Annotated in this window: 6 protein-coding genes and 1 pseudogene; 3 read left to right on the plus strand and 4 right to left on the minus strand. The window is 71.1% G+C overall.

From position 1 onward, the window contains the following. Positions 1 to 950 precede the first annotated feature (950 nt). Positions 951 to 2,162 carry an Ig-like domain-containing protein gene (locus tag AB0B33_RS46665; RefSeq protein WP_247012636.1) on the minus strand — a complete coding sequence of 404 codons (1,212 nt, stop codon included), beginning with the start codon at positions 2,160 to 2,162 and terminating at the stop codon, positions 951 to 953. Between the two features lie 103 nt (positions 2,163 to 2,265). Next, on the minus strand, positions 2,266 to 3,135 hold the full coding sequence (locus AB0B33_RS46670) for a patatin-like phospholipase family protein (protein WP_360784639.1): 870 nt from the start codon (positions 3,133 to 3,135) through the stop codon (positions 2,266 to 2,268). Positions 3,136 to 3,204: 69 nt separating this feature from the next. Here AB0B33_RS46670 and AB0B33_RS46675 point away from each other — a divergent pair, with 69 nt between their 5' ends. The 3 genes from AB0B33_RS46675 (at position 3,205) to AB0B33_RS46685 (ending at position 5,580) form a co-directional block, all read left to right on the plus strand. Further along, on the plus strand, positions 3,205 to 4,164 hold the full coding sequence (locus tag AB0B33_RS46675; RefSeq protein ID WP_360784642.1) for a LysR family transcriptional regulator: 960 nt from the start codon (positions 3,205 to 3,207) through the stop codon (positions 4,162 to 4,164). A 99-nt stretch (positions 4,165 to 4,263) separates the two neighbouring features. Then, positions 4,264 to 4,827 (plus strand): papain-like cysteine protease family protein, encoded by a 564-nt coding sequence (locus tag AB0B33_RS46680; protein ID WP_247012630.1) that lies wholly within the window; start codon positions 4,264 to 4,266, stop codon positions 4,825 to 4,827. A 3-nt stretch (positions 4,828 to 4,830) separates the two neighbouring features. Next, complete coding sequence (locus tag AB0B33_RS46685; protein ID WP_247012628.1) at positions 4,831 to 5,580, plus strand: hypothetical protein; 750 nt, start codon at positions 4,831 to 4,833, stop codon at positions 5,578 to 5,580. 61 nt (positions 5,581 to 5,641) lie between these two features. On the opposite strand, the gene AB0B33_RS46690 is transcribed toward AB0B33_RS46685, so the two are convergent. Together AB0B33_RS46690 and AB0B33_RS46695 are read right to left on the minus strand one after the other, a co-directional pair. After that, the gene (locus AB0B33_RS46690) at positions 5,642 to 6,295 is read right to left on the minus strand and encodes a DedA family protein (RefSeq protein ID WP_360784646.1); all 654 of its coding nucleotides are present in this window, start codon (positions 6,293 to 6,295) and stop codon (positions 5,642 to 5,644) included. Between the two features lie 45 nt (positions 6,296 to 6,340). Next, positions 6,341 to 6,538: pseudogene (locus AB0B33_RS46695) on the minus strand (lipoyl synthase); the annotation flags it as partial.

Consider the following 6,538-nt stretch of genomic DNA (forward strand, 5'->3'; position numbering starts at 1 on the left):
AGGGTTGTGGGAGAGTAGGACACCGCCGAACTTACTTGGGAAGAGCCCCGGTAGAGGACCAGTTTTGGTTCTCCCGGGGCTTTTTTCATGCCCGCAACACCCGCCACGCCCGGCCGCCGGCACGAAGGGACCACTCGCACCCCGCAGGTGGCCACCGAAACAACCCGACTCCCGCCGCGGCCGCCCATAGCCCGTGGGCAAGCAGCACAGCACGAACGGCCCACTGGCGCCGAACAAGGCCACGAGCGGCCCGTGCGCACCGGCCGGCAACGCAGCGAACGGACCGTTCGTACCCGGCAACGCGACGACCGGCCGACCAGCGCCTGGCAAGGCCACGAACGGCCCGCTGGCGCCGGCCGTCGCGGCAATTGGCCCTTGGCGTCCGACGGCAACGCAGCGAACGACCCACTCGCACCGGTAACGCGGCGAAGGGCCGACTTGGCCCGACAATGCCGCCAGCGGCCCACTCGCGCCCGACATCGCGGCGACCGGCCGACTTGCACCCGACGGCAACGCGGCGACCGGACCGTTCGCCACCCCCAGGGCTGCGCGAATGGCCCACGCGGGCCCAAGCGCGGCAGCGGCCCACTCGCGCCCGGCAACGCGGCGACCGGCCGACTTGCACCCGACGGCGCCGCTGTGAATGGACCGTTCGCCGCCCAGGGGAGCAGCGCGAGCGGCCCAGTCGTGCCAGCGCAGGTTGCGAGCGGCTCACTCGTGCCCGGCAAGGGCGCGAACGGTCCATTCGTGCCGCACCCGCAAGCCGCATCCACTCGTCCCGGGAAAGTCCAGCGAGAGCCGGCCGCCTGCACCCGGTCAAGCCCCGTCCAACGGACCAGCCCAGCCGCTCCGAGACCCGACCCCCCCGGAGCGCCCGAAAACAAGCACAAAAAAGGGCCGGAGCTCCACCGAGCCCCGGCCCTCCCACCGATCACCGCTACTTCGAACCCCTACTTCACCGCCGACCCGGCCTGCCAGTCGGCCCACGACTTCGTCCAGTCGCCGTACAGGTCCCACACCGGGAGCTGCGGGCCGCCCGAGTTGGTCACCTCCACGACGTCGCCCAGGCCCATGTTCTGGAAGAACCACTGGGCGTTCGCGCCGTTCAGGTTGATGCAGCCGTGCGACACGTTCGAACTTCCCTGCTGGCCCACGCTGTTCGGGTTCTCGTGGACGAACTCGCCGTCGTTGGAGATCCGCTCCGACCACTTCTCGCTAGAGCGGTACGCCTTCGGGTCCGGCGGGCAGACGCCGTACGTGCAGGAGTCCATCGTGTAATTGGCCTGCTTGTCCGAAATGACGTGCGCGCCCAAATGGGTGGGCGTCGCGTCCTTGCCCATCGAGATCGGCATCGACTTGACCATCGCGCCGTTGTGGAAGATCTGCATCTGCTCGGTGTTCCCGTCCGCCTTCGCGATCCAGGAATCGTGCACCTTGTACGTTTCCGTGCGGTCTTCCGCGCCGAACACGCCGCCGCCGAAATCGACGCCGTAGATCTTCGCCGAGACCTTCAGGGTCGTGCCGGCCTTCCAGTACTCCTTGGGGCGGTAGTGGACGTTCGAGTCGTCGATCCAGTACCAGCCGCCGTCCTGCTTCGGCGTCGACTCGACCGTCAGGGCCTTCTCCACCGCCGCCTTGTTCTTGACGGCGATCTTGCCGAAGCTGAACACGATCGGCTGGCCGACGCCGACGCCCGTGCTCGCCACCGCGGCCGGGGCCGGGATCAGGTTGGCGTTCGCCTGCTTCTTCGGCGCGATCGTGCTGATCTGGTTGTCCTGCTCGATCGGCTTCCCGTTGGCGCCTTGGGCGTGCGCGACGATCTTGTACGTCGAGCCGTAGCCGAGCGGCTCGGTGGACGTCCAGCTCGAGCCGTCGTCGGCGAGCTTGCCGGCGACCGCCTTCGCCTTGGCGGCGTTGGTCACCGTGACGTCGAGGAGCTTCCCGTTGGCCGCCTTGACGACGATCGGGGTCGCCGGGTTCACCCCGGTACCGCCCGCGGGCTCGAACGTCACCGCGACCGGGGTCTCGGACGCCGAAGCGGAACCCGACGCCGGTGCTCCGCCGGCGGGGGTGCCGCCGTCGTCACCGGACGAACAGGCGGAAACCAGCAGTGCCCCGGCGAGGATTCCGGCCACCGAAAGTAAAATCTTCTTGGGGAGCATATTGTCTCTTTTTTGGAATCGGGATCGGCGGGCATTCGTCATCAAAACTACGCGATAGCGATGACGTTCTTCCCGGCGGATCGGTGCATCGGCGTGACGCGGATCACTCGACGACGAGGCCTGGAGCGCCGTAGAGTCCCGGGCCGTTCACCGCGAGCCCGTCGAGGTACTCGCGCGCCGCCTGGTACGCCTGTTCCGCCAGTGCTTCCGTGTGCCCGAAGTCGAGCGGGTTCACACGTACGGGGGCCGGCCCCGGCACGTAGACCACGGGCACCTGCTGCGCCGCCACCGGCGCTTCCAGCACGGCCTGGTTGCGCATGCTGATCATCGCGGTGAACATGATCACCTCGGCGAACGTCCGCGGCGCTTCGGGCATCTTGCCCGGGAACGCGCAATCCAGCACCACCAACGACTTCGCCCCCATGGTCAGCGCCTGCCGCATCGGCACGTTCGCGACGAGGCCGCCGTCGTAGAGGAGCCGCCCGTCGTGCTCCACCGGCGGGAAGATCCCCGGGATCGCACAGCTCGCCAGCAGCGGCTCGAGCAGCCGCCCGGAGCGGATCAGCAGCGGCTCGGCCGTGTCGACCTGGGTCGTGACGACGCCGAGCGGCAGCGCCAGGTCCTCGAACCGCGTTTCGGCGCCGAGGTGGTCGGCGACGATCCCCGCCAGGCCGGAATTGGGGAACAGGTGCGTTTTGCTCTGCGTCAGCGTCCGGACGCGGCTCAGCACGCCGCCGGGGAACGCCTCCGCGCGGGTCATGTGCGCCCAGATGCCGTGCAACGCGGCCAGCGCGTCGCCGCCGGAGCGCGCCAGGACCGCGGCGTTCAGCGAGCCGACCGATGTGCCCGTCACGAGGTCCGGCGTGGCCCCGGCTTCGGTCAGCGCGCGCAGCATGCCGACCTGCATGGCGCCGAGGCTGCCGCCACCGCCGAGGACGAAGCCGACCGGCCGGGGAAGATCCGCGAGACTCATACCGCCGAATGTAGTAAGCCCGACTTTCGCAGGTCGTGCCGGGCGTGAAGGCGGCGTTAACCTGCTGGGGTGGCCGAGCTGGAGCTGCGCCATCTCAGAGCCGTCCGCGCCGTCGCGGACGGTGGGAGCGTGAGCCGCGCCGCCACCGTCCTCGGCGTCAGCCAGCCCGCGCTCACCGCGCAGCTCAAGCGGATCGAACGGATCCTCGGCGGCGACCTGTTCGTCCGCGGGCCCAGCGGCGTGCGGCCCACCGAGCTCGGCCGGTTCGTCCTCGCCCGCGCCGACGCGCTGCTCTCGGACATGCAGGCCCTCGTCGCCTCCGCGCGGCGCCACGGCGGGAGCGAGCCCGAAACCCTGCGGATCGGCTACGTCCCGCTGCTCATCATCGGCCGGTTCATCGAGGAGCTGGGGGAGCTGGACCTCGACGTCCAGACGTACGCCGAACCGGCGTCACTGACCCTGCTGAAGCTGCTCTCGACCGGCCGCGTCGACGTCGCGCTGCTGGAGCAGTTCGACGGCACCGAGGCGCACCACTTCGCCGGGCTGGCCGTGCGGACGCTCGCGACCGAGCCGATCTTCGTCGGGATCGCGCAGGGGCACCCGGCGATCCGCGACGGCGTCGTCGACCTGGCCGACCTGGCCGGCTGCGACTGGATCCTGCCGCCACCGCACGAAAACTGCGTGCGCGTGCGGTTCGCCCAGGCCTGCACGGCCGCCGGCTTCACGCCGCGAGTGCGGCACTTCACGTCCGAAGCCGGGACGGCGGGCACGCTGATCGCGCAGGGCGCGGTCTGCCTCGCGCAAGCGGCTTCGGCACCCCCGCGCGGGCTGCTCGCGCTGCCGCTGGCGGGCGACCCGCTGTGGACGACGCTGTTGTTCGCGACGCGCGAGGACGACGCCCGGACGCCGTCGACCGACGAGGTGTTCCACTGCGCGGAGGTCGCGCACCAGGCGTCGCTGCACCGGAACCCGCACTTCGCGCGCTGGTGCGGCCGGAATCCGGGCGAACGGCTCGTCTCGGCCCGATAGGCGGCATAACGCCGGTGTTATCCCCGCTGGGATTACTGCCCGGCGCGGCAACGGGAGAAGCTCACGAAGTCCCCGCCTGTTGCCGACAAGGAGCAACGAATGCACTTCAGACGAGCAATGGCGCTCGGCGCGCTGTGCGTGGCCCTCACCGGCCTGCTCTCCCCGCCCGCGAGCGCGACCACCGAAGCGACGACGTTGTCCATCAGCCAGCTGGTCCAGGAGCAGAACCAGTGGTGCTGGGCCGCCAGCGGCCTGACCATCGCACGGTTCCTCGGCTACGGCACGAGCACCAGCCAGAACACCTTCTGCGACTACTCGCGCGGCTACCCGGCCGGCTCGCAGTGCCCCAACCAGGCCGGCGAACTGACCTACGTGCAGCGCGGCTACCAGGCGCTCGGGCTGCGGCCCGGCACGGTGACCGGCGCGCTGAGCTTCGCGTCGGTGCAGAGCGAAATCACCGCCCGCCGGCCGATCGAGACCGGCATCTACTGGACCGCGGGCGGCGGGCACGCCCAGGTCATCTACGGCTACGACGCCAGCGGGCTCGTCTACTACGGCGACCCGTGGCCGAGCAGCCAGCGCTACAGCGCGATGGCGCACACCAGCTACGTCCGCAACGGGCAGTTCCAATGGGCGCAGTCCCTCTACCGGATCGGGGCGTGAGGCGTGAACCTCTTCCGTGGACTCGTCACGCTCTTCGCGGGGACGGCGCTGGTACTGGGTTTCGGCGGCACGGCATCGGCTTCGACGCCGCCGTCCGGCGAGGTCGCCGCCGCGGTCAAGTCGGCGGACGCGCAGCTGTCGGCGTTCTTCGGCCAGCTCGACCGGCGGGCCGGGGTCGCGCGCGCCGACGTCGCGCAGGCGCCCCAGGTCGGCGGTGAACCGCAGAGCGTCTACTCGCTGGATCCCGCGTTCGTCGCCGGTCAGCCCGGGGCGAAACCGGCGTCGTTCGCGTACTACGCGGTGAAGGCGCAGGCGTCGACCGGGCGGCAGGCCACCGTGTGGGTGACGCGCGACGCCGCCGGGTGGACCGCGACCAACTTCACGACCGGCACCGAGGAACTGACGTTCCCGGCGCAGGCGCACGGGGACCTGGTGTTCACCGAGCCGCAGGTCAACGCGTGGTACCGGGTGCGCGACGGCCGGGTGCTGCCGCTGAACGACCCGGCCCGCCAGCGGGTCGGTGAGGGTGTCGCGGTGGCGGCGTACCAGCAGCTGGTGCACCGCTTGTACGGCGACAAGCTGCCCGGGTCGGCGTACCGCGACCAGGGCAAGCTCGGCGGGTACGACCTCGCCGCCGCGTCGCCGGCGCCCGCGCCGGGTGCGGGTTCCTGGCCGTTCGCCGCCGGTGGGGCGCTGCTGGCGCTCGGCCTGATCGGCTGGGCCACCGGCAAGGCGGCACGCGCCCGCCGCTGACGCCGGGAGGGTGCGGCCCGGTTCGCCCGCGCCGCACCCTCTGGGCCGCCGGTCGCTTGGGTCAGGGCACGCGCTCGGGCTCGCGGTCCGGGGCCGGTGCTGCCAGCGCCTTGCGCTTCTTCAGGCGCAGCAGGAAGAACACCGCCACCGCCGCCAGGACGCCCACCGCGATCAGGCCGCCCGTGTTGAGGGCGCCCTCGATGCGCTTCGCCGCTTCGCCCAGGGCCGCGCCGATGCTGATGTGGGCCAGTGACCAGCAGAACGCGCCCGCGGCCGCGGCGGGGAGGAACTTGCGGAACGGGAGGCCGGATGTGCCCGCCGCCGCCGGGGTCAGGGTTCTGATCACCGGCAGGAAGCGGGCGAAGAACACCGCCCACGCCCCACGGCGCTCCAGGACTCCGGTGGCCTTGTCCCAGGCTTCGAGGCCGTACTTGCGGATCAGCTTCGTCTCACGCAGGCGGGGCCCGAAGCGGCGGCCGATGAAGAAGCCGAGGGCGTCGCCCGCCGTCGCGCAGACCGTGACCACCGCCCACAGAGCCAGGAAACGGGCCACCGTGTTCGCTGTTGTCGCCGCGATCAGCAGGCCGGATTCGCCGGGGGCCAGGAAGCCCAGGCCGATCGTGCACTCGGCGAACACCAGACCGCCGGTGGCGGCGACGAGCCCCGGTTCCGGGAGTCCTTGCAACCAGCTGAGGAGGTCCGAAACCAGGGCCATGCCCGCCACTTTACCGATCCTTTAAGGATGGTGGGGTGACGTGCGTCACCGGGCCAGCAGCGACGCCGCTTCCTGCGCGGCCGGGCCTTCGGTGGCCAGGTGGGCCAGGTTCTCCGGCAGTTCCTCGCCGCGGTGCGCCTTCGTCTGGGCGTAGAGCCGTCCTGCGCGGTAGGACGAGCGCACCAGCGGCCCCGCCATCACGCCCGCGAAGCCCATCGCCTCGGCAGCCTTCGAGTGCTCGAC

Origin of the sequence: Amycolatopsis sp. NPDC049159 (genome assembly GCF_040648295.1) — a bacterium.
In the GTDB taxonomy this organism is placed as follows: domain Bacteria; phylum Actinomycetota; class Actinomycetes; order Mycobacteriales; family Pseudonocardiaceae; genus Amycolatopsis; species Amycolatopsis pretoriensis_A.

What these genes read in the sequence shown, in the direction of transcription:
- AB0B33_RS46665 (WP_247012636.1), bottom strand. Translation starts at nt 2,162, where the DNA reads ATGCTCCCCAAGAAGATTTTACTTTCGGTGGCCGGAATCCTCGCCGGG.
- AB0B33_RS46670 (WP_360784639.1), bottom strand. Translation starts at nt 3,135, where the DNA reads ATGAGTCTCGCGGATCTTCCCCGGCCGGTCGGCTTCGTCCTCGGCGGT.
- AB0B33_RS46680 (WP_247012630.1), top strand. Translation starts at nt 4,264, where the DNA reads ATGCACTTCAGACGAGCAATGGCGCTCGGCGCGCTGTGCGTGGCCCTC.
- AB0B33_RS46690 (WP_360784646.1), bottom strand. Translation starts at nt 6,295, where the DNA reads ATGGCCCTGGTTTCGGACCTCCTCAGCTGGTTGCAAGGACTCCCGGAA.